Origin of the sequence: Streptomyces sp. NPDC086787, from assembly GCF_044745865.1 — a bacterium.
GTDB lineage: Bacteria > Actinomycetota > Actinomycetes > Streptomycetales > Streptomycetaceae > Streptomyces.
In genome coordinates this window covers 182635-202571 of sequence record NZ_JBIVBC010000004.1, presented here as the reverse complement: position 1 = coordinate 202571, position 19937 = coordinate 182635, and the positions used below count along the sequence as shown (strand labels likewise).

Below are 19937 nucleotides of genomic sequence, written 5' to 3'. Positions count from 1 at the left end.
GCGGGCGGAACCGCACCCCGAAGGAGCCTCGACACCTGCTCGGCGCATGGAGGGGACCGCGGTGGCGGCGACGGACCGGAGACGTCCTTCCCTCTCGTCGGGAAGGGGTACCGGATCCTTCACCACCGCACTGGCTCGCACGCCGCCGCGGTCCTCACCCTGCCGTACCGCGGACGCGGTACGGCAGCTCAGTCCTCGCGCAGGGCGCGGACCGCCTCCTCCACGCGCCGTCCGTACTCGGGGTCGGCGGCGTGGAAGTGGGCCAGGTTCTTCTCGATCACGTCGTCACGGGAGACCTGCGACAGACCTGCCGCGATGTTCGCGACGAGTCGGGACCTCTCGTCCCGTGACATCAGCCGGTACAGCTCGCCCGCCTGGAAGAAGTCGTCGTCCTTGGTGTGCGCGGGCGCCGGGTGGGTGCCGGTGTGGCCCGAGACCGGCAGCGGTGCCGACAGCGGGCGGCCGGTCTCCACCGGGCCGTCGTAGGAGTTGGGCTCGTAGTTCTTGGCGTGCCGGCCCTGTCCGTTGACCGCCATGAGACCGTCGCGGCCGTGGTTGCGCGCGGTCGTCGCCCTCGGGGCGTTGACGGCCAGCAGGGTGTGGTTGACACCCAGGCGGTAGCGGTGCGCGTCCGCGTAGGCGAACAGGCGGCCCTGGAGCATCTTGTCGGGGGAGGGGCCGATGCCCGGCACGAAGTTGCTCGGGGCGAAGGCGGCCTGCTCGACCTCGGCGAACACGTTGTCCGGGTTGCGGTTCAGCACCAGCCGGCCCACCCGCTGGAGCGGGAAGTCGCTGTGCGGCCACACCTTGGTCAGGTCGAACGGGTTGAACCGGTACTCCGCCGCCTGCGCCGCGGGCATGATCTGCGTGTACAGCGTCCACGACGGGTGCACGCCCCGCTCGATCGCCTGGAGCAGGTCCGTCTGGTGCGAGTTGGGGTCGGTGCCCGCGGTCTCGGCGGCCTGCTCGCCGCTCAGGCAGCGGATGCCCTGGTTGGTCTTGAAGTGGTACTTGACGAAGAACGCCTCGCCGTCGGCGTTCGTCCACTGGTAGGTGTGCGAGCCGTAGCCGTTCATGTGGCGGTACGACGCCGGGATGCCGCGGTCGCCCATCAGCCACGTCACCTGGTGCGTGGCTTCGGGGGAGTGCGCCCAGAAGTCCCAGACGTTGTCCGGCTCCTGGCGCCCCGTGAACGGGTCCCGCTTCTGCGAGTGGATGAAGTCGGGGAACTTGACGGGGTCCTTGATGAAGAACACCGGAGTGTTGTTCCCGACCAGGTCGTAATTGCCTTCCGGCGTATAGAACTTGACCGCGAAGCCGCGCGGGTCGCGCACCGCGTCCGCGCCGCCCAGGCTGTCCGCCACGGTGGAGAAGCGCACGAACACCTCGGTGCGTCGGCCGATGGTGCCGAGGAAGTCGGCGTGCGTGTAGGCGGTGACGTCGTCGGTCACCTCGAAGTGGCCGTACGCGCCCGAACCGCGCGCGTGCACCACGCGCTCCGGGATCCGCTCGCGGTTGAAGCGCGCCAGCTTCTCCAGCAGGTGCTGGTCCTGGAGCAGGAGCGGGCCGCCGACGCCGGCGGAGGCGGAGTTCTGGTTGTCGGCGACCGGGGCGCCGGACTCTGTCGTGAGCACGCGCTTCGACATCGTGGACCTTCCGTGCGAGGGGCGGCGGAGCGCTTCGGAATTCGACTTCCGCTTCGTGGAGCCTAGGTTCGTGACGATCGCTGCGTCAACAGTTTGTTGAATGGGGTTCCGGGCGGTGCCGCCGCCTGGGCGCGACAGGACAGTTGTCGGCGTCGGCACCGCCCGGAAGCTGGGGTGGACCGTGGCGGGGGTGGCTCAGACCCGGTCGCCGGACAGCCGCTGCACGGCCCGCAGCAGGGCCGAGTGGTCCAGCCCGCCGTCACCCTGGGCGCGCAGACTGGCGACCAGCTGGGCGACCACGGCTCCGACCGGCAGGGCGGCGCCGACGCTGCGGGCCGCGTCCGTGACGATGCCCATGTCCTTGTGGTGCAGGTCGATGCGGAATCCGGGCCGGAAGTCGCGGTCCAGGAAGTTGTCCCTCTTGCGGGTCAGCACGGTCGAGCCCGCCAGGCCGCCGTTCAGGACGTCCAGGGCCGCCGTCAGGTCCACGCCCGACTTCTCCAGGAAGACCACGGCCTCGGCGCACGCCTGGAGGTTCACGGCGACGATCAGCTGGTTGGCGGCCTTCACCGTCTGTCCCGCACCGTGCGGGCCGCATCGCACGACGGTCCTGCCGAGTGCCTCGAAGACCGGCCTCGCCTCGTCGAAGTCGGCCTGCCCGCCGCCCACCATGATCGACAGGACCGCCTCGACGGCACCCGCCTCACCACCGGACACGGGGGCGTCGAGCACGCGAACGCCCTTCTCCCGCGCCGCGGTTGCGAGATCGACCGAGGTCTGCGGGGTGATCGAGGACATGTCGATCAGCAGCGCGCCGGGGCGCGCGTTCTCCAGGATGCCGTCCGGGCCGTAGGCGACCGCCTCGACCTGCGGGGACGCGGGCACCATGGTGATGATCACGTCGGCGTTCCGCACGGCGTCGGCGACCGAGCCGGCGGCGGTGCCGCCCGCGGCGGTCAGACGGTCCAGCTTGGCCCGCTCCAGGGTGAAACCGGTGACGTCGTAGCCCGCCTTGATCAGGTTCTCCGACATGGGGGAGCCCATGATGCCGAGGCCTATCCAGGCGATCTTGGGAAGGGTGGTCATGGTGGGGTGCCTCTCGGTGCGTCGGTGGTGGGATCAGCGGGCGGCGCGCGACTCCGTCGGCAGCCAGTCGAACGCCTCGGCGCTCGGGCGGTCGCCGGGCTTGTACTCCAGGCCCACCCAGCCGTCGTAACCAGCCCTGGTCAGCTGTCCGAGCAGGTCCATGAGCGGGAGCGAGCCGGTTCCTGGGGCGCCGCGGCCCGGGTTGTCGGCGATCTGCACGTGGCCGGTCCGCGCCGTGTACCGCTCGATGACCGACGGCAGGTCCTCGCCGTTCATGGACAGGTGGTAAAGGTCCATCAGGAAGCGCGCGTTGCCCAGCCCGGAGGCCTCGTTCACCCGGTCCACGACCTCGACCGCGGCGGGGGCGCTCACCAGCGGATACCGCGGCGACTCGGGCCGGTTCAGCGCCTCGATCAGCAGGGTCGCGCCGATCCGGTCGGCGGCGCGGGCCGCGAGGACCAGGTTCTCCAGGGCCAGCGCGTCCTGCTCGGCCGGGTCGACGCCCTCGGCCCGGTTGCCGTACAGGGCGTTGAGCGCCGTACAGCCGAGCGATCCGGCGAACTCCGCGGCCACGTCGACGTTGGCCCGGAACCGCTCCGACTCCGCGCCGGGCAGCGACAGGGCGCCCCGGTCCGGACCGGGCAGCCGTCCGGCGTAGAAGTTCAGGCCGGTGAGCCGTACGCCCGCGTCCTCGACGGCCCGCTTCAGGGCGGTCAGTTGCGAGTGCTGCGGGGTGGGTGTGTCGACCCAGGGCCACCACAGCTCGACCGCCCCGAATCCGGCCGCGGCGGCCGCCGCGGGGCGTTCCAGGAGCGGGAGTTCCGTGAACAGGATCGACAGGTTGACGTTGAACCTGGGCATGGTTTCCACGCTCCTGAAGTTTCCGTATTGTGGAATATGATTTCTACTTGATGGAAAGGCTGCCTCTGGTTCCGGGTCTTGTCAAGGCACCGTTCGCACCGTTCCCGGCTGTCGGGAATCGCGCGGAATCGGGTGTCGGCTAGGGTCGGGACGCAGGTCACAACGGCACCCTGGGGGCACTGATGCGATTGCGCGTGGAGTTCACCACCGAACCCTTCGATCTCGACCGGGCACCCGCACACGCGCTGGTCGCGCGCGAGGTCGTCGAGACGGCCCAGCTGGACGCGGTGGACGTCGGCCCGTTCGGCAACACCGCCGAGGGCGGCGCGGACGCCGTACTGACCGCCGTGGACGCACTGCTGCGCAGATCCCTGGAGGCCGGTGCCACCCGGATCTCGCTCCAGGTCAACGTCGTCGGGGAGGACGTGTGACCGGCACCGGCGACGAGTCCTTCATCGCGGCGGTGAAACCGCTGGTCGACGCCATGGGCGGCGAGCTGCTGGCGCCGGACGAGGCCGGTCCCGACGACGTCGTGCTCTCCTGGGAGGGGGCCGACGTCGTCGCCGTGCGGCTGCCTCAGCTCGCCGACTCGCTGGACCACATCCTGGCGGCCATGGAGCGCAGGCAGGGCAAACCGCTGGCCGAGCTGGACCGCAAGACGAAGCAGGAGGTCGTACGGGTCCTGGAGGCGCGCGGCGCCTTCTCCGTGCGGCACGGTGTGGAGACCGTGGCGAGCGCCCTCGGGGTGAGCCGCTTCACGGTGTACAACTACCTCAACCGCGACAAGCAGGGCTGACCCGCACGGCAAGGTGGGCCGACCTGAAGTCCGACCTGAAGTCCGACCCGGAGGCCGGCCCGAAGGTACGGAATTTTCAACAAAGTGTTGACGCGGGTCTTCTGGAGGGCGTTAGCTGACGGCAGCCCGTTCAGCACGAAGGCCCTCGCGGCCACGGAGGCTCCCGTGACGTCGACTTCCACGCCCCCGGGTGCCACACCCTCGGGTCTGGCCCGGTTCAACCTCCTGGAGGAGCACGCGGCCTACGTCGCGCTCCACGAGGCATGCGCCTCCAGGGCATGGGTCGAGCGCCTGCTCGCCGCCCGGCCCTACCTCTCCGCCGACGCCCTCTACCGTGCCAGCGACGCCGCCATGGCCGTGCTGACCGCCGGCGACCTCGCCGAGGCGATGGCCGGGCACCCGCCGATCGGCCGCCCCAAGCCCGGTGACCCGGCCTCGGCCCGGGAGCAGCGGGGCATGGCGGACGCCTCCGAGGAGCTCAGGGCCGAGATGCTGGAGCTGAACCTGGCCTACCAGGACAGGTTCGGGCATGTCTTCCTCATCTGCGCCACCGGGAGGACCGGCGAGCAGATGCGTGACGCGGTCAGGGAGCGGATCGGCAACTCGCCGGAGCGGGAGCGCGAGATCGTCCGCACCGAACTGGGCAAGATCAACCGTATCCGTCTCGCCCGTATCGTCGAACAGGACTGAGACCAGCATGAGCAGCAGCACCACCGCCTCCGTGTCCACCCACATCCTGGACACCAGCGTCGGCCGACCCGCCGAGGGCGTAGCCGTCCGGCTCGCCGCCCGCGCCGGCCGCGACACGGACTGGCAGGCTCTCGGCGGTTCCGCGACCGACGGGGACGGGCGGTGCAAGGACCTGCCGGCGCTGCCGGCGGGAACCACCCACGTACGGCTGGACTTCGCCGTCGAGCCGTACTTCGAGATGAAGCAAGCCGATGCGCAGCAGGACGCCCCCGCGAACCGGGACAGCGGATCCGGTGTGTTCTTCCCGGAGGTGGCGATCACGTTCGCCGTCGTACCGGGCGAGCACTACCACGTGCCGCTGCTGCTCAACCCGTTCGGCTACTCCGTATACCGAGGGAGCTAGCAGACATGCCCATCCTGGGACAGAACCAGTACGGCAAGGCCGAGAACCGGGTCGTCAAGATCACGCGGGACGGCGCCACCCACCACATCAAGGACCTCAACGTCTCCGTCTCGCTCTCCGGCGACATGGACGAGGTCCACTACTCCGGCTCGAACGCCAACGTGCTGCCGACGGACACCACCAAGAACACGGTGTACGCGTTCGCCAAGGAGTACGGCATCGAGTCGGCCGAGCAGTTCGGCATCCACCTCGCCCGGCACTTCGTCACCTCGCAGGAGCCGATACAGCGCGCCCGGATCCGCATCGAGGAGTACAGCTGGGAGCGCATCGAGACCTCCGAGGCGAACTCCCGGTTCATCGGCGCCGACGAGGTCAAGCACTCCTTCGTCCGCAAGGGCCAGGAGACCCGGCTGACCCAGGTCACCTACGACGGCTCGTCGTGGGAGGTTGTCTCGGGCCTGAAGGACCTCGTCGTGATGAACTCGACGAACTCCGAGTTCTGGGGCTACGTCAAGGACAAGTACACGACGCTGCCCGAGGCCCACGACCGCATCCTCGCGACCGAGGTGTCCGGCCGCTGGCGCTTCGGCTGGAACGACGACGAGCAGAAGACGCCCCACTGGGAGAAGTCCTACGAGCAGGTGAAGAAGCACATGCTCCAGGCCTTCGCCGAGACCTACTCGCTCTCCCTCCAGCAGACGCTCTACCAGATGGGCGCGCGCATCATCAACAACCGCGCCGAGATCGACGAGGTCCGCTTCTCGCTGCCGAACAAGCACCACTTCCTGGTCGACCTCAAGCCCTTCGGGCTGAAGAACGAGAACGAGGTGTACTTCGCCGCCGACCGCCCGTACGGCCTGATCGAGGCCACCATCCTGCGGGACGGCTGCGAGGCCCGGATCCCCGTCGACCTCACCAACCTCTGAGACATCCGAACTCCTCCGAACGGGACGAACCATGGCAGCAGACCGGCGCATCGTCATCGAGAACTGTGCGATCGCGACCGTGGACGCGGACGACACCGAGTACGACAGCGGCCATGTCGTCATCGTGGGCAACCGGATCGAGTCGCTCGGCGCGGGCCCGGCCCCCGACGGCCTCGCGAACGTGGACCGCCGTATCGACGCCACCGGGCACCTGGTCACCCCCGGGCTGGTCAACACCCATCACCACTTCTACCAGTGGATCACCCGGGGCCTCGCCACCGACCACAACCTGTTCAACTGGCTGGTCGCGCTGTACCCGACCTGGGCGCGCATCGACGAACCGATGGTCCGCGCGGCGGCTCAGGGCTCCCTCGCGATGATGGCCCGTGGCGGTGTCACCACCGCGATGGACCACCACTACGTCTTCCCGAAGGGCTCCGGCGACCTCTCCGGCGCGATCATCGGAGCCGCCCGCGACATGGGCGTCCGCTTCACCCTCGCCCGCGGCTCCATGGACCGCAGCGAGAAGGACGGCGGCCTCCCGCCGGACTTCGCCGTGGAGACGCTGGATGGCGCCCTCGCCGCGACCGAGGAGACCGTGAAGCAGCACCACGACTCCTCGTTCGGCGCGATGACGCAGGTGGCCGTCGCCCCCTGCTCGCCGTTCTCCGTCTCCACCGACCTCCTGCGCCAGGGAGCCGAGCTGGCCCGCCACCTCGGAGTGCGCCTGCACACCCACGGTTCGGAGACCGTGGAGGAGGAGAAGTTCTGCCACGAGCTGTTCGGCATGGGCCCGACCGACTACTTCGAGTCCACCGGCTGGCTCGGCGAGGACGTGTGGATGGCCCACTGCGTCCACATGAACGACTCGGACATCGCCGCCTTCGCCCGCACCAGGACGGGTGTCGCCCACTGTCCGTCGTCCAACGCCCGCCTCGCGGCCGGCATCGCCCGCGTCCCCGACATGCTCGCGGCCGGTGTCCCGGTCGGCCTCGGCGTCGACGGCACGGCGTCCAACGAGTCCGGCGAACTCCACACCGAACTGCGCAACGCCCTGCTGATCAACCGCCTCGGCGTCCACCGCGAGGCCGCCCTGAACGCCCGTCAGGCGCTGCGTCTCGGTACGTTCGGCGGCGCCCAGGTGCTGGGCCGTGCCGCCGAGATCGGCTCACTGGAGCCGGGCAAGCTCGCCGACCTGGTGCTCTGGAAGCTGGACACCCTCGCCCACGCCTCCATCGCCGACCCGGTGACCGCCCTCGTGTTCGGCGCGGCGGCCCCGGTCACGCTGTCCCTCGTGAACGGCGAACCGGTCGTGGAACACGGCCGCCTGCTCCACGCCGACGAGGACGCCATCGCCCGCGCCACCCGCGCGGAGGCCCGCCGCCTGGCCGACATCGCCGCGCGGGGCTGACCCCCAAGAACACCGGCCGGGAGGGACGGCTCCCGGCCGGCAGCGGTGGACCGAGCGGGGTCCACGGCGGCCGTCGCCGGGGCACGCACACAAACGCGAGCCCCGGCACGGTCACCGCGACGGCGTCTGCTGGCCCTGGTTCCGGGTAACGACTGGGCTTCACGTAGACTCGTGACGTGGCATTCATGAGCGTCCCGCACTGCTGCTTCCTGTAATCGGAAGGCTTTGAGGGCGATGCCGGACGGCGTCGCCCTCCTTGGTGTGCCCGCTGCGTGAACCACGTTGCCGACGCTGCCCGTTCCTTCCTGAGGCAGTGACGCTCCGAGCGCGCGTGCAGGCACGGTCTCTTCCCCCTTCACCCTTGCCAGGAGTGCCTCGTGCCCGTGTCGCTTTCCCCTGCCCTCGAACTGTCCCTCGACCTGCTGCGCTGCCCGACGTGCCGCACGGGTCATCTGCACCCCGAACGCGGCGCGCTGCGTTGCCCGGTGGGCCATACCTTCGACATCGCCCGCCACGGCTACGCCGGCCTGCTGACGGGCACCCGCGCCACCAGCGGCGACGACGCAGCGATGGTTCTGGCCCGGGACCGATTCCTGTCCACCGGCAGCTACGCGCCCATCCGCGAAGTCGGGGCCCGCTTGGCGGCCGACGCCGTGTCCGGACAGGCCACGGTCGTGGACGTGGGATGCGGCACGGGCTACTACCTGGCCGGCGTACTCGACCAGTTCCCCGGCGCCCGTGGTCTGGGTCTGGACGCATCGGTGCCCGCGCTGCGCTCGGCAGCCCGAGCCCACGACCGAGCCGCCGCAGTGGCCTGGGACGTCTTCCGCCCCTTCCCGCTGGCCGACGGGATGGCAGACGTCGTGCTGGACGTGTTCGCCCCGCGCAACCCGGCAGAGTTCCATCGCGTGCTGCGCCCGACCGGTCGGCTGATCGTGGTCCGTCCCACTGGCCGGCACTTGGCCGAGCTGCGCAGCCGGTTGCCTGCGACGGTCGGGATCGACCCGGCCAAGGAACAGCGCCTGCACCGGGCGCTGGACCCCTTCTTCGAGGCTGCCGTCACTCGGCGGGTGGAGTACTCCATGCCCCTGAGCAGGGTTGATGCTCTGGACCTGGTGGCGATGACGCCGAGCGCACGCCATGTGTGCCGTGCAGACTTGACCGAAGACGGCCTCCTGCCCGACCAGGTCACCGTCTCCGTGCTGGCCACCGCCTACCGGCCTCGCTGACCACGAGCGGACGCATAGGCCTGCTGATGCCCCACGAGGTCATGCGCCTGGCGTCGTCCCGGGACCCGGCCACGCCATGAGGTTGGCGAGCAACTCTGCCTGCTCGACGGCGTCGTCCAGGGCGTGGTGGGTGTGGGGGCGTGTCGAGAGGAGGTGGCGGGGCATGTTGCCCTTGGCCACCGCTCGCAGCGGGAGGCCCGCCTTCGTGGCGTACAGGGTCTTCATGTCCAGGCAGCCCGAGTGACCGAAAGGGCTCGCGCCGGTGAAGCGGATCAGGTACCAGTACAGGAACGTCCAGTCGTACGAAGCCGGATAGCCGCACATCACCGGCTGCGCGCCCGCGCTCACCTCGCGCACCCAGGCGCTGAACTCGGCGAGCGCGTGCCCCGGTTCGGCTCCCTCGACCGTCAGCCGTTCGCGGTCGAGTCCGCTCACCGCCAGTGCCTCCGGGTCGAACGCGGCGCTGATCGGCCTCAGCTCGCGGTAGAAGGTGTGCTGTTCGGGATCCGCGGCCGTGAATCCCTCGGCGTCCTGAGTACCGGCGACGGCCGCACCCAGGCTCAGCATGGAGAACGGCCCCGGGATCGGGCCGTCGGCCTCGATGTCCACGGAGATGTAGCGGCTGGGTCTCACGCGTCGTCCGGTCACGGGACCGCAGCATCGCAGGCGCACGCCGGCGTCCGCACCTGAATTCCCCTCGGACTCCTCACACCCGGCGCGGGGACGCCAGCAGATAGCGCGCCCGGGTCCGGGGCTCCGTGTACTCGCCCGCCTGCCAGCCCGCCCCCGCCAGCGTGGCCGCGCACGCGCGCAGGGTCTCGCCGTCCGGGACGTACACGGCGACCGCGTCCGGCTGCGGGGTCTCGCGCACCCGGTAGCCGTCCTCGTCCGTGCTCGCGGGGCGGTGCCCGGCGGACTCCAGGGCGAGCGCCGCGGCCGGTACCAGATGCGTACGCTCCCAGCCGCACGGACGGTCCGTCGCCCCGTCCCGGTTGGTCATCCGGCGCAGCTCCAGCAGTCCCTCCCAGGCGGTACGGACCTCGCGCAGCCGGGCGGGGGTGGTGCTCCCCGGCACCTCGCCGCCGACGCGGGCGGCGAACACGCCGACGGCGGGGGAGGAGGATTCCGGGGGGCGCAGGGATTCCGGGGACTCCGAGGGCTCCACAGGGTCGGCGGCGCTTTCCGGCGCCGCCTCGCGTATCCGGTGCCCCGCCGGTGTCAGGAAGTGGTCGTGCGGCGGCCGTGGATGCCGGAAGGCCAGGCCTCGCTTCACCAGCGCCGCGAGCTGCGCCTCCGTGCCCCGCAGGCGTCCGGTGGCCGGATCGGCGGTGTCGATGACACGCCGCTGCGGGGCGGTGGGCGGTCGGGTCACGGCGTGCTCCCTCCGGGCGTACGGACTTTCCGTCCTTCTCGCGAGAAGGCTACGGCCCGGCACCGACAACGCCCGCTTCGTCCACCTCGTCCGCTCCCGGCCACCCCGGCCACCCCGTCCGCTCCGGCCAGTCCCGGCAGTCCGGCTGCTCCGCCTACTCCGGTGAACCCGGCGGCCGCAGGTTCCACCCCGTGATCACCGGACGCTCGTGCTCCGTGCCCAGGCTGCACAGGGTTCCCGTGGCCAGCTGGAACAGGGCCCCCTGGGACGGCGGCAGGCCGAGCCGGCGGGCGGTGAGGACGCGCAGGAAGTGCCCGTGCGCGATGAGCAGGGCGGCGCCCTCGACACCGTCCATCGCCGCGTCCACCCTCGCCAGGACACGGTCCGCGCGCTCTCCGACCTGCTCCGGCGTCTCCCCGGGGTGCTCCGGCGGCCCTGCCGCGACCCCGTCCGTGAACAGGAACCAGCCGGGCCGGGTGCGCTGGATCTCGGCGGTCGTCACGCCCTCGTAGCCGCCGTAGTCCCATTCGCGCAGGTCGGCGTTGACCCGGGCGTCGGCCATGCCGATCAGCTCGGCGGTCTCGCACGCCCGCTTGAGCGGGCTGACGAAGGCGGCCCCGATCTGCCGGGAGCGGATCAGGGGCGTGAGCCCGCGCGCCTGATCCCGCCCGTGCTCGGTGAGCGGCAGGTCCGTCCAGCTGGTGTGTTGCCCGGACCGCGACCACTCGGTCTCACCATGCCGGACGAGAATGATGTCAGCCACGCTCGCGCCCTTCCCATTCGCCTGTCAGCACGGTGACACACCGTACCGGCGGGTCGCAGGGCGGACTGGGCCGGACGGCCGAGCCCGCTGCCGGGTACGGCCCGCGCCGACGGCGGGACACGTGGCGGTCACTGCCGATAGCCGCTGAGGAACCGCCCGATCCGTCCGATCGCCGCTTCCAGGTCGTCCGCGTGGGGGAGGGTCAGGATGCGGAAGTGGTCGGGTTCCGGCCAGTTGAAGCCGGTGCCCTGGACGACCTGGATCTTCTCCCGCAGCAGCAGGTCCAGGACGAACCTCTCGTCGTCGTGGATCTTGTGCACCTTGGGGTCGAGGCGCGGGAACGCGTACAGCGAGCCCTTGGGTTTCACGCACGTCACGCCGGGGATGTCGTTGAGCTTCTGCCAGGCGACGTCGCGTTGCTCGCGCAACCTGCCGCCCGGCGCGGTGAGTTCGTGGATGGACTGGCGGCCGCCGAGGGCCGCCTGAATGGCGTACTGGGCGGGCGCGTTGGCGCACAGGCGCATGGAGGCGAGCATGGTCAGGCCCTCCAGGTAGTCCTTCGCGTGCTGCTTCGGGCCCGTGACGACCAGCCAGCCGGAGCGGAAGCCCGCCACCCGGTAGGTCTTCGACAGGCCGCAGAAGGTCAGGACGACCAGGTCGGGGGCGAGCGCGGCGGCCGAATGGTGGACGGCGTCGTCGTACAGGATCTGGTCGTAGATCTCGTCGGCGAAGACCATCAGGCCGTGGCGGCGGGCGAGGTCGAGGATGCCCTCGACGACCTCCTTCGGGTAGACCGCGCCGGTGGGGTTGTTCGGGTTGATGATGACGACGGCCTTGGTGCGGTCGGTGATCTTCGACGCCATGTCGGCCAGGTCCGGGTTCCAGTCGGCCTGCTCGTCGCACCTGTAGTGCACCGCCTTGCCGCCCGCGAGCGTGGTGACCGCGGTCCACAGCGGGAAGTCCGGCGCCGGGACGAGGATTTCGTCGCCGTCCTCCACCAGCGCCTGTACGGCCATCGAGACCAGTTCCGAGACGCCGTTGCCGAGGAAGACGTCGTCCACGCCGACCTCCAGGCCCAGGGTCTGGTAGCGCTGGGCCACCGCCCGGCGGGCGGAGAGGATGCCGCGCGAGTCCGTGTAGCCGTGGGACTGCGGCAGCATCCGGATCATGTCCTGGAGGATCTCCTCCGGCGCCTCGAAGCCGAACAGCGCCGGGTTGCCGGTGTTCAGGCGCAGCACGCTGTGCCCCGCCTCCTCCAGTGCGTTGGCGTGCTCGATCACCGGGCCGCGGATCTCGTAGCAGACCTCGCTGAGCTTGTTCGACTGCCGGAACTCCATGCGCCCCTCCGGAAACTGGTGATGCTTGGTTTTACCAAGCTGGAGCTTGGAAAGTCCAACAACGCGTCTAGACTGCGTCGCATGTCACCTCGCCGAAGCTACGACCAGTACTGCTCCGCAGCCCGCGCACTCGACCTCGTCGGCGACCGCTGGACCCTGCTGATCGTCCGCGAGCTTCTCGCCGGTCCCCGCCGATACACGGACCTGCACGCGGACCTGCCCGGAGTCAGCACGGACGTACTCGCCTCGCGGCTGAAGGACATGGAACGGGACGGTGTCGCGGTCCGACGTCGGCTGCCGCCGCCGGGCGCGGTGTTCGTCTACGAACTCACCCGGCGCGGACGTGAGTTGCTCCCCGTGCTCCAGGCGCTGGGTGAGTGGGGCGAGGCCGAGGTGGGCGAGCGGCGCCCAACCGACGCCGTACGGGCCCACTGGTTCGCGCTGCCGCTGCTGCGCGCGCTGGATGGCGAGGGTGTTGTCGAAGTCAGTCTGGAGGAGGGGGACTTCCATCTCCGCGTCGGCGCCGAGGGCACCCCGGTCTACGGCGACGGACCCGCGCCGGGCGAGGCGGACGCGAGGCTGGCACTGGACACGGAGACCTGCGAGGCCTTGGTCCGGGGCGAGTTGACGCTCGCGGACGCGATCCGGGCCGGTCGGGTGACGGTGGCGGGTGAGGGCGAGATCGCCAAGGCCCTGCGCGAGGGGTGAGGGCGATCGCCATCGCGCTGCCCGAGGGGTGTACGGCGAAGGGCCCGCCGCGTGTCCACGCGGCGGGCCCTTCGGTGAGGCGGTGAGGCGGGGTCAGGCGCCCGGCGGTATCCGTGACGGTCGGCCGTTGCCGCGGGTCAGGGCGTAGCCGCCGATGCCGGCGAGTGCGGCGAGCACGCCGCCGATCGCGGTCCACACCCAGCGGTCGGACCACCAGCCGGAGGACCAGCCGTCGTCCTCGCCGAAGCTGGACAGCACTGCGGCCTTGGAACCGTCCTTCTCCTCGGCGGACTTGGCGGCGATCCCGGGGACGAGCGGCTTGCCCAGCGAGCCGTCCACCGCCTCGGCGCCGCCGATGTCCTTGGAGTCGACGCGCACTTCGGCACCGACCGGCTTGCCGAGATCGGCGGCGCCGAGGTTCACGACCGTCAGCCGGACGTAGTACGTGCCGGGCAGCGGGTCGCTCGACCACGGCTCGGACCAGCCGCGCACGGTGCGCAGCACACAGGCCAACTCGACCGGGGCGGCGCCCTGTCCGGCGGTGCGGGTCGCTGCGCCGTACTGGCAGGACTGGTGACGGCGCAGCCCGTCGTACACATCGAGCTGCCAGGTCTGGGAGCCGTGTGCGTCCGGGAGCTTCACCGTCGCCTTGACGGTGGGACGCTGCCCGGTGTCCGCGGGGAACGACCAGTACAGATAGTCACCGGTGGAGGCGGAGGCGGTGGCCTGCTGCCCCTGCTCGATCTCCGTCGCCGTACGGAAGGAGGTGCCCGCCCGGGTGGGTGCCGAGTCGTCGGAGGAGGAGTTCGGCGAGCCCGAGGGCGAAGGCGAGGAGTCGGCGGCGGCGGGCCAGGCGGCCAGTCCGAGCGCCAGCAGTGCGGCACCCAACACACGTGTGATTCGCATCAGTTCGTCCTCCAGACAGCGATCCGCCAGCGCGACACCCAGCCCCACAGCAGACCCGCGACAAAGCCGGTCAGCACCAGCGCGCCGAGCAGCCACCAGCCACGGCCGAGGCCGAAGGCGGCCACGTCGTGGTGGCCGGACGGGCCGTCCACGACGTCGACGGTCAGTTCCAGCGGCAGGCCCGGCGTGGTCTTCACGCCGGCCGCCGCCGAGAACGACTGAGTGACCTGGAGGCACACGGTCTCCGCGGCCGCCTCGTCGTCGTTGCTCTCCTGCTTCGGATAGCGCAGACCGGTGGAGACGGCATCCGTGCGCCCGGTGCCCGCGGCCTCGCCGCGCACGATCTCACGCCCGTGCACGGTCACCGCTCGCAGCAGCACCCCGTAGTTCGGACTGACGGCCCGGTCGTCCGCCACGCTCACCGAGGCGCGCAGCTCCTGACCGGGCTTGACGTCCACCTTGTACCAGCGCTGCTGCCCGAACTCCTCGCGGTCGGTGTACAGCCCCGACTTGAGAGCCGGCGCCGCCTCGCAGCGGTCCGTCCCCTCGGTCGCCACCGGGGTCACCACCGGGTCGGCCGCGCGGTCCACCAACTCGCCCACCCGGTCCGACAGTTCCTCCTTGTGGCGGACATCGGTGTAGGTGCCGCCGGTCGCGTCGGCGATGCAGCTGAGCTGGGCGCGGGTCTTGGCGTCGGGCACCAGGCCCAGGGTGTCGATGGTCAGCCCGATGCCCTTGGCCGCTATCTCCCGGGCCACCTCGCACGGGTCCAGCGGCTGGCAGGTGTCCTCGCCGTCGCTGATCAGGACGATACGGCGAGTGCCGTCACCGCCGTTCAGGTCTCCGGCCGCCTTCAGCAGCGCGGGACCGATGGGCGTCCAGCCGGTCGGCGTCAGCGTGGCGACCGCGGTCTTGGCCTCGGTGCGGTTCAGCTTGCTGACCGGGTACAGCTGTGCCGTGTCCTTGCAGCCCGTCTTCCGGTCGTTGCCGCGGTAGTTGGCGCCGAGGGTCCGGATCCCGAGCTGGACCTCCTCGGGCGTCGCGTCGAGCACCTCGTTGAACGCCTGCTTCGCCGCGGCCATCCGCGACCCGCCGTCCATGTCGTTCGCCCGCATGGAACCGCTGACATCCAGCACGAGTTCCACCTTCGGAGCGGCCGGTTCCGTCTCGTCGGCGGCCGCTCCGGCGGGGAACGCGATCCCGGCCGTCAGGGCGGCGAGCAGAGCGCAGACGCCCGCCGCCAGCCGTTGTGTTCTGATCATCGGCGGATCCTATTGATCAGAGGTGCCGGGCTCCAAAACGAGCGGGTTCGGCAGCCCGAACCACTGGTCACCGGGCGTCTGCGGCGACAGCCGCATCAGCGTCAGCGCCTTCGCGGGCAGCGGCTCCGCACACAGCGCCCGCAGGTCGTCCGTGCGCGGCAGATCCCGTACGACCGTCTCCAGCGCAGCCCCGAGCGCGGCGCCCGAACCCGCCGTACCCGCCAGCGCACCCGCCACCAGGGAGCCGAACAGTTTGCGGCGCAGTGCGGTCTCGTCGTCCGTGACCAGACGGCCCGTCAGCGCGGGCGGCGCGATGGCGTGTCGGGCCAGACGGGCGGGGCTGACCCTGATATCGGCCAGGTCGCGGTAGACCAGCCGCAGCGGCGCACCCGTTGCGGAGAGCACCACGAGCAGGTTCTGGCCGTGCGCCTCCAGTGCCACCCCCAGGTCCAGCAGGCGCAGCCCGACCGTGAGCGCGAGCCGGGTGAACTCGGCCAGCCAGGCGGGGGAGTCGGGCAGGTCCGTGGTGGCCAGTGCCCCGACCGGCAGCGCGAGCTCGTCCGGCGCCGCGTACTGGCGCGGCGACTCGCGCAGTACGGCGGCCAGATCCGGGGAGTGCGCGGTCACCGCGCCCAGCGTGCGCGTGATGTGCAGCAGCCCGTCCGTACGGGCCGCAAGGTCCTCCGCGAACGACGACAGGGCCGCGGACACCCCGACCGAGTACTCGGAGATGTCCCGCACCGACGAGGTGAGGCGAGTGCTGAGCGCCGTCTTCACATGCGGCCCGTCCTCCGGCAGTGCCAGCGTGCGCAGGGACATCAGGGGATGCGCCGACCGCCAGGGCTCACCGGCCGTCTTGAGGACGTGCTCCGCCTGCCAGGGGTGCACCGGGATCAGCAGCCGCCCGCCGTCCCCGGTCTCCTCCGGCCAGGAACCCGTCACCAGGCACTCCTCCCGCCGTACCGGGACCGACCGCAGCTCCACCACCGGTCCGTGCTCCGGTCCGTACGCGAGCTGTTCCGCCACCGAGAAGCCGGGACGGGAACGGCAGTTGGGGTGGAACGGATGCCCGTCGGCCACCCGCTGCTCCCACCTCCAGTCCCTCGTCGGCCACTCCTGCGGCCCGGTCGGCCGGCCCGCCCGCGACAGCGCCAACGAGGCGGTGCTGTGGGCGAGTTCCGCCGCGTAACCCGCGGAGTGCGGCACCGCGAGATCCGTCATCAGACGGGCGGCGTCGTCGTACGACTCGCCGTCGAGGTCTACGACCCGGACGTAGTCGCCCGTCGCATACGGGTCCGCGCGCGGGCCACGCAGCACCCGCCCGTCGCCGAGCCACAGCGCGAGGCCCGGCCCGTCCGGCCCACCCCGCCCGTCCGGCCCGCGACGGGCGATCCACGGCAGTGGCTCATGGGCCAGCGCCCGCCACAGCCGGCTCAGCACGGCCGACCGGGCGCCCGGCAGCTCGGCCGAGTACCGGGCCACCAGGCCGGGCCGGATCTCGGCCAATTCGGCGGCGACCTGCTCCTCGACAGTGGGGGGACGGTGCACGGCGGGGCTCCTCGGGGTACGGAACGGGACGGTCACGAATGCCACGGTCGACAGACATACTGATCACCATCGGACCGTTCGCACGCAAGAACCCCCGTGCGAACCCGTGTGGACGCAACAGAACGAAGTGGATCGCGTGGATCTCAAGCCCCCCAGCGACGACATCGGCCGACGCGCCGACGCGTACGCGGCAGCCCCCCTGCTCAACTGCCTGCTGCGGGAGGTCGCCCAGCCGCTCCCCGGGCCCGGGGAGCCCGGGGAGCCGAGGGTGTACCGGCTGCCGGGCGGCGGCCGCCTGCTGCGCGTGCGCGGCGGCCGCCGGCCCACCCGCCCCGAACTGCACATGGAGGGCGCCTGGCAGCTCCTCGGCCACACCGACCTGGTCAAACTGGTCGCCGACGAGCTGCGCCGGCACACCGGGGTGTCCAACGACGAGCTGCCGATCGAGATGACCGACAGCCGGGACGCGGTCGCCGCGCTGCTCACCGCGCGCGCCCGGGCGACGGCACCCGACGACCCGTATCTGCGCTCCGAGCAGTCCCTGATCACCGGCCATCCCCACCATCCCGCCCCCAAGGCCCGGGGCGGCGGCCCCGTCGCGGGCTGGCTGCCGTACGCCCCCGAGGCGCACGCCCGGTTCCCGCTGGTGCTGCTCGGCGTGCGCGAGGACTGCGTGGCCGAGGAGGGCGACACCGGCGCGCTGGACGCCCTCGGCGCCGCCCCGCCCGGCTACCGGCTGCTGCCCGCGCACCCCTGGCAGCTCGGTCTGGTCGGCCCCGACCTCGCCCCCGCCTTCGCGGACGGCCGCCTGGTACGGCTGGGCACGACCGGGTTCGAGGCCTGGCCCACGGCCGCGATCCGCACCCTGTACGAGCCGCTCGCCGACGTCTTCCTGAAGTTCAGCCTGGATGTGCGCATCACCAACGACATCCGCCGGCTGTGGCGCCACGACCTGCTGAGACTGCGCCGCACCAACGCGGCCGCCACCCGGGCCTTCGCCACGATGGGCAGGCCCGCTGCCTGGCTGGGCGACCGCGGCTACCGCACCGCCGACTTCGCCTTCGAGGAACTCGCCGTCCTCGTCCGCGACGGACTGCGCGACCACCTCCTGCCGGGAGCGACCCCGCTGCTCTGCGCCGGTCTGGCGGAGGGCTTCGACGGCGACCCGCTCGCCGCCACGGCCGACCCCGGCGCCTGGTGGGAGGCGTATCTGCGCCAGGTGGTGCCCCCGGTCCTCACGGCCTTCGCGGACCACGGCGTCGTACTGGAGGCACACCTCCAGAACTCCCTGATCGCCGTGGACGCCGGCGGGACCCCCGTACAGGCGCTGTTCCGGGACGCCGAGGGCGTCAAGCTGGTGGGAGACGTGGACCGGGCCGCAGGCTGGGAACGCCTGGTGTACTGCCTGGTCGCCAACCACCTCACCGAGATCGCCGCGCGGCTCGCCGAGCGCCACCCGGGGCTGGACCCCTGGCCCGCGGCCCGCCGTGAACTGGCCCGCCACTCCGCTCTCCCGGAGATCACCGCCCTGCTCACTTCACCCACCCTGCCCGGCAAGACGAACCTGCTGCTCCGCTGGACCGGCGCGGACGGCGCCGACGCCCGCTATCTGCCACTGCGCAACCCACTGGCGACGACGGGCACGGATTCCTGAGCGTGCGCGAGGGCGGGTCCGCCACGACTGCCTTCACCATCGCCGACGGCACCACGGTCTCCACCGCCCCCGGCTGTCACGCCCGGTTACCATGGGCACTTCAGGTGCTCGGCCGATGCAAGGGGGAACCATGCTGCGGGAGGTCACCGCGACCCGCTACGTCGCCCCGCTGCGCTCCGGTGGCTCCGTTCCCGGTGTTGTCGAGGCCGATGACCTCGGGACGTACGTCGTGAAGTTCACCGGGTCGGCGCAGGGGCGCAAGGCACTGGTGGCCGAGGTGATCGTGGGGGAGCTGGCGCGGGCGCTGGGGCTGCGCTTTCCCGAACTGGTCCTGGTGCACTTCGACCCGGTGATCGCCGACGCGGAGCCGCACCGGGAGGTGCGGGATCTGCACGCGGCCAGCGAGGGGCTGAATCTCGGCATGGACCATCTGCCGGGGGCGAAGGACTTCACACCGGAGGTAGCGAAGGAGTTCCGTGTCGATCCGGTGGAGGCGGGCCGGATTGTCTGGCTCGACGCGCTGACCGTGAACGTCGACCGCACGGTGCACAGCTCCAACCTGATGGTGTGGCCGACCCTCGGTGTCGTGCCGCCCCGGCTGTGGCTCATCGACCACGGCGCGGCGCTCGTCTTCCACCACCGCTGGGGAGCCTCGGATCCGGCGAAGGCGTACGACAGCCGTCACCACGCCCTCGGTCACTACGCGCCCGACGTGCGGGCGGCCGACGCCGAGCTCGCGCCCAAGGTGACGCGGGAACTGCTGGAGGGGATCGTCGCCGAGGTCCCGGACGCCTGGCTGGCCGGTGAGGAGGGGTTCGCGACGCCGGACGAGGTCCGTGCCGCGTACGTGGACCACCTCCACGCGCGCGCCGCCGCGTCCGCGGCCTGGCTCCCCGCCGACTTCCCGAGCCGGGAGGAACTCGCCGCCGAGGAGGCGCTCCGCGCGGCGCGTACCCGGCAGGGCCGGCCGAAATGGCTTCAGCAGGTCCCCGACCTGCACGGCAAACCGGCGGCGGAACAGGATTGGTCGGTGCACCTCGGATGACCGGTACCGGTACGACGGAGACACGGCGGGTGGAGATCGAGTACTGCACCCAGTGCCGCTGGCTGCCGCGCGCCGCCTGGCTGGCACAGGAGTTGCTGACCACCTTCGAGAAGGAGCTGACCGAGCTGTCCCTAAGGCCCGGCAAGGGCGGGGTCTTCGTGGTCCGCGTCGGTGACGAGGTGGTCTGGGACCGCCGGGAGCAGGGCTTCCCGGAGCCCACGGCCGTGAAGCGGGCCGTACGTGACCGAGTGGCCCCGGGGAAGTCCCTGGGCCACTCGGACAAGTGAGGTGCCG

The 19937-nt window shown here is 71.5% G+C and carries 21 protein-coding genes; 11 read left to right on the top strand and 10 right to left on the bottom strand.

Going from position 1 to position 19937, the window contains the following annotated elements; translation table 11 throughout:
• Positions 1 to 188: 188 nt before the first annotated feature.
• The 3 genes from ACIPK3_RS13025 to ACIPK3_RS13015 all read right to left on the bottom strand — a co-directional run bounded on the left by ACIPK3_RS13025 (position 189) and on the right by ACIPK3_RS13015 (position 3593).
• Positions 189 to 1646 carry a catalase gene (locus tag ACIPK3_RS13025; RefSeq protein WP_402569002.1) on the bottom strand — a complete coding sequence of 486 codons (1458 nt, stop codon included), beginning with the start codon at positions 1644 to 1646 and terminating at the stop codon, positions 189 to 191.
• A 195-nt stretch (positions 1647 to 1841) separates the two neighbouring features.
• Positions 1842 to 2732, bottom strand: coding sequence for a 2-hydroxy-3-oxopropionate reductase (locus ACIPK3_RS13020; RefSeq protein WP_402569001.1), 891 nt, complete (start codon positions 2730 to 2732; stop codon positions 1842 to 1844).
• Between the two features lie 33 nt (positions 2733 to 2765).
• Complete coding sequence (locus ACIPK3_RS13015; protein WP_402568999.1) at positions 2766 to 3593, bottom strand: TIM barrel protein; 828 nt, start codon at positions 3591 to 3593, stop codon at positions 2766 to 2768.
• Between the two features lie 182 nt (positions 3594 to 3775).
• Here ACIPK3_RS13015 and ACIPK3_RS13010 point away from each other — a divergent pair, with 182 nt between their 5' ends.
• From ACIPK3_RS13010 to ACIPK3_RS12980, 7 genes are all read left to right on the top strand, one after another.
• Positions 3776 to 4024 carry a hypothetical protein gene (locus ACIPK3_RS13010; RefSeq protein ID WP_402568997.1) on the top strand — a complete coding sequence of 83 codons (249 nt, stop codon included), beginning with the start codon at positions 3776 to 3778 and terminating at the stop codon, positions 4022 to 4024.
• A complete protein-coding gene (locus ACIPK3_RS13005) occupies positions 4021 to 4389 on the top strand; it encodes a helix-turn-helix domain-containing protein (protein ID WP_402568995.1) in 369 nt (122 codons plus the stop codon). Before ACIPK3_RS13010 ends, ACIPK3_RS13005 begins: the two co-directional genes overlap by 4 nt.
• 165 nt (positions 4390 to 4554) lie before the next feature.
• Complete coding sequence (uraD, locus tag ACIPK3_RS13000; RefSeq protein ID WP_402568993.1) at positions 4555 to 5079, top strand: 2-oxo-4-hydroxy-4-carboxy-5-ureidoimidazoline decarboxylase; 525 nt, start codon at positions 4555 to 4557, stop codon at positions 5077 to 5079.
• Positions 5080 to 5086: 7 nt separating this feature from the next.
• A complete protein-coding gene (gene uraH / locus ACIPK3_RS12995) occupies positions 5087 to 5482 on the top strand; it encodes a hydroxyisourate hydrolase (RefSeq protein WP_402568992.1) in 396 nt (131 codons plus the stop codon).
• 5 nt (positions 5483 to 5487) lie between these two features.
• Complete coding sequence (gene pucL, locus ACIPK3_RS12990; RefSeq protein ID WP_402568990.1) at positions 5488 to 6408, top strand: factor-independent urate hydroxylase; 921 nt, start codon at positions 5488 to 5490, stop codon at positions 6406 to 6408.
• A gap of 31 nt (positions 6409 to 6439) precedes the next feature.
• A complete protein-coding gene (locus ACIPK3_RS12985) occupies positions 6440 to 7819 on the top strand; it encodes an 8-oxoguanine deaminase (protein ID WP_402568988.1) in 1380 nt (459 codons plus the stop codon).
• A gap of 377 nt (positions 7820 to 8196) precedes the next feature.
• The gene (locus ACIPK3_RS12980) at positions 8197 to 9048 is read left to right on the top strand and encodes a methyltransferase domain-containing protein (RefSeq protein WP_402568986.1); all 852 of its coding nucleotides are present in this window, start codon (positions 8197 to 8199) and stop codon (positions 9046 to 9048) included.
• Positions 9049 to 9087: 39 nt separating this feature from the next.
• On the opposite strand, the gene ACIPK3_RS12975 is transcribed toward ACIPK3_RS12980, so the two are convergent.
• The 4 genes from ACIPK3_RS12975 to ACIPK3_RS12960 all read right to left on the bottom strand — a co-directional run bounded on the left by ACIPK3_RS12975 (position 9088) and on the right by ACIPK3_RS12960 (position 12520).
• Positions 9088 to 9696 (bottom strand): exonuclease domain-containing protein, encoded by a 609-nt coding sequence (locus ACIPK3_RS12975; RefSeq protein ID WP_402568984.1) that lies wholly within the window; start codon positions 9694 to 9696, stop codon positions 9088 to 9090.
• A gap of 58 nt (positions 9697 to 9754) precedes the next feature.
• Positions 9755 to 10420: a hypothetical protein gene (locus ACIPK3_RS12970; RefSeq protein ID WP_402568982.1), complete on the bottom strand. Its 666-nt coding sequence runs from the start codon at positions 10418 to 10420 to the stop codon at positions 9755 to 9757.
• A 154-nt stretch (positions 10421 to 10574) separates the two neighbouring features.
• Positions 10575 to 11183 carry a histidine phosphatase family protein gene (locus ACIPK3_RS12965; protein WP_402568981.1) on the bottom strand — a complete coding sequence of 203 codons (609 nt, stop codon included), beginning with the start codon at positions 11181 to 11183 and terminating at the stop codon, positions 10575 to 10577.
• 128 nt (positions 11184 to 11311) lie between these two features.
• The gene (locus ACIPK3_RS12960; RefSeq protein ID WP_402568979.1) at positions 11312 to 12520 is read right to left on the bottom strand and encodes a pyridoxal phosphate-dependent aminotransferase; all 1209 of its coding nucleotides are present in this window, start codon (positions 12518 to 12520) and stop codon (positions 11312 to 11314) included.
• Between the two features lie 81 nt (positions 12521 to 12601).
• Between ACIPK3_RS12960 and ACIPK3_RS12955 the strand changes: the two genes are divergently transcribed.
• Positions 12602 to 13228, top strand: a complete 627-nt coding sequence (locus tag ACIPK3_RS12955; RefSeq protein ID WP_402568977.1) for a winged helix-turn-helix transcriptional regulator — start codon at positions 12602 to 12604, stop codon at positions 13226 to 13228.
• A 93-nt stretch (positions 13229 to 13321) separates the two neighbouring features.
• Here ACIPK3_RS12955 and ACIPK3_RS12950 read toward each other — a convergent pair whose 3' ends face one another.
• Genes ACIPK3_RS12950 through ACIPK3_RS12940 form a run of 3 tightly spaced genes read right to left on the bottom strand, consistent with a single transcriptional unit; the run spans position 13322 to position 16944 of the window.
• Complete coding sequence (locus tag ACIPK3_RS12950) at positions 13322 to 14134, bottom strand: hypothetical protein (protein ID WP_402568975.1); 813 nt, start codon at positions 14132 to 14134, stop codon at positions 13322 to 13324.
• Positions 14134 to 15396, bottom strand: a complete 1263-nt coding sequence (locus ACIPK3_RS12945) for a VWA domain-containing protein (protein ID WP_402568973.1) — start codon at positions 15394 to 15396, stop codon at positions 14134 to 14136. Before ACIPK3_RS12945 ends, ACIPK3_RS12950 begins: the two co-directional genes overlap by 1 nt.
• 9 nt (positions 15397 to 15405) lie before the next feature.
• Positions 15406 to 16944, bottom strand: a complete 1539-nt coding sequence (locus tag ACIPK3_RS12940) for an IucA/IucC family protein (RefSeq protein WP_402568971.1) — start codon at positions 16942 to 16944, stop codon at positions 15406 to 15408.
• Positions 16945 to 17071: 127 nt separating this feature from the next.
• Between ACIPK3_RS12940 and ACIPK3_RS12935 the strand changes: the two genes are divergently transcribed.
• From ACIPK3_RS12935 to ACIPK3_RS12925, 3 genes are all read left to right on the top strand, one after another.
• Entirely contained in the window at positions 17072 to 18598 is a 1527-nt protein-coding gene (locus tag ACIPK3_RS12935) for an IucA/IucC family protein (protein ID WP_402568969.1), read from the top strand.
• A gap of 130 nt (positions 18599 to 18728) precedes the next feature.
• Positions 18729 to 19643 (top strand): HipA family kinase, encoded by a 915-nt coding sequence (locus ACIPK3_RS12930; protein WP_402569431.1) that lies wholly within the window; start codon positions 18729 to 18731, stop codon positions 19641 to 19643.
• On the top strand, positions 19640 to 19930 hold the full coding sequence (locus tag ACIPK3_RS12925; RefSeq protein WP_402568967.1) for a SelT/SelW/SelH family protein: 291 nt from the start codon (positions 19640 to 19642) through the stop codon (positions 19928 to 19930). Before ACIPK3_RS12930 ends, ACIPK3_RS12925 begins: the two co-directional genes overlap by 4 nt.
• Positions 19931 to 19937 lie beyond the last annotated feature (7 nt).